Genomic DNA, 1,509 nt, shown 5'->3' with positions numbered 1-1,509 from the left:
TAAAATTAATGATGTTACACAAGAAGAGTTACGTTTACTAGGTGAAGAATTTAAAAGTAAATTTTCGATTCACCACTTACAACTACTAGCAGTTAAAACTGGAATGATTCGACGAAAACGAAAGTGTAGAGCACAAGACCTCGTTTCATTATGCGTGTTTCTCAGCCAAGCAATTGGGACAGAATCCCTAGTTAGTTTATGTGCGAAACTAACTAGAGCTACGGGAATCCAATTATCTAGTCAAGGTCTGAACGAACGATTTAATGCACAGACTGTACAATTCTTAAAGGAATTGTTTTTACAAGTATTTCGAAAGAAGTTTTCTCCAATGACTCCTTTATCTAACCGTTTTACACGTATCCGTATACTAGATTCAACAGCCTTTCAGCTTCCAGCTCAATATGCATCTTCTTACAAAGGGGTAGGCGGAGGTGGTTCAGAAGCTGGTGTGAAAATTCAATTAGAGTATGAACTGATTTCTGGAGAATTTTTAGAAACAGCTGTAAGAGATGGAACAAGTAGCGATTGCCGTTATGGACAGGAACGTACGCAAACATTAGAGCCAGGGGAACTTTCTCTTCGTGATCTTGGTTATTTTTCTATTTATGATTTAGAAAAAATTGCGGATCGAAAAGCATTTTATGTGTCACGTATTCGCTGGAATACACAAGTCTATCAAAAAGAGAAAGGTGGAAAATGGACTCTTCTCGATTTAGAAAAATTGACGAAAGATCTATCTGAAGGACAAATACTAGAATTACCGGAAATCTATATAGGACTTCACCAAAAACATAAAACACGCCTTGTCATATATCGTCTAACACAAACTGAGTGGACGAAACGTTTGGAACATCACAAGAAAGCGAAAAAGAAGATGCCGAAATATGCAAGCCGTATCAACCTTCTTATTACGAACGTATCTAGTAAACACCTTCCGCACAATGAAGTATATGAACTGTATTCTTTACGGTGGCAAATTGAAATTATATTTAAAACATGGAAGTCTATTTTTAAAATTCATGAAGTGAAACCTGTGAAACTGGAACGATTTCAATGTCATTTATATGGGCAATTAATTGGTTTGTGTTTGGTAGCTAGCATTACATATCGAATGAGAAGACTTATATGGGAGAAAAAACAAAAAGAGGTGAGTGAGTATAAGTGTACATATATCGTCAAAATTTACTTCTCTAGTATACACGACGTGCTTTTCACAACCTTTCAACATCCTGTATCAGTGCTAACCAGGCTCTTTCAGGATCTTGTCAAAAACGGAAGAAAAGCATGAAGGTATAAGTGTCGTACACCGTTCGATATCCTTAGTATCACTCAAGAATGTACGAAAAGACTTCACAAAGCCGTATAAAAAATACGAAATTCAGAGAGTCTTATTTGAGTATGTCCAAAACCGCACTCTTCTACTCTCAAGTTTTAAAAAATAAGTCCGATGCCAAAAGGCATCGGACTTATTTTTTAAACTTGATGGCTATGGCCCATATAGGCAGCTTA

General features: G+C 36.4%; 1 pseudogene. It reads left to right on the top strand.

From position 1 onward, the window contains the following. Positions 1-4: 4 nt before the first annotated feature. Positions 5-1,296 (top strand): annotated as a pseudogene (locus tag BAQ44_RS03435) (IS4 family transposase). The last annotated feature ends 213 nt before the right edge of the window (positions 1,297-1,509 follow it).

The sequence above is a fragment of the Bacillus mobilis genome (assembly GCF_001884045.1).
GTDB classification, from domain to species: domain Bacteria; phylum Bacillota; class Bacilli; order Bacillales; family Bacillaceae_G; genus Bacillus_A; species Bacillus_A mobilis.
The sequence above is the reverse complement of the archived record's forward strand: the minus strand, read 5'-3'. Positions and strand labels throughout refer to the sequence as shown.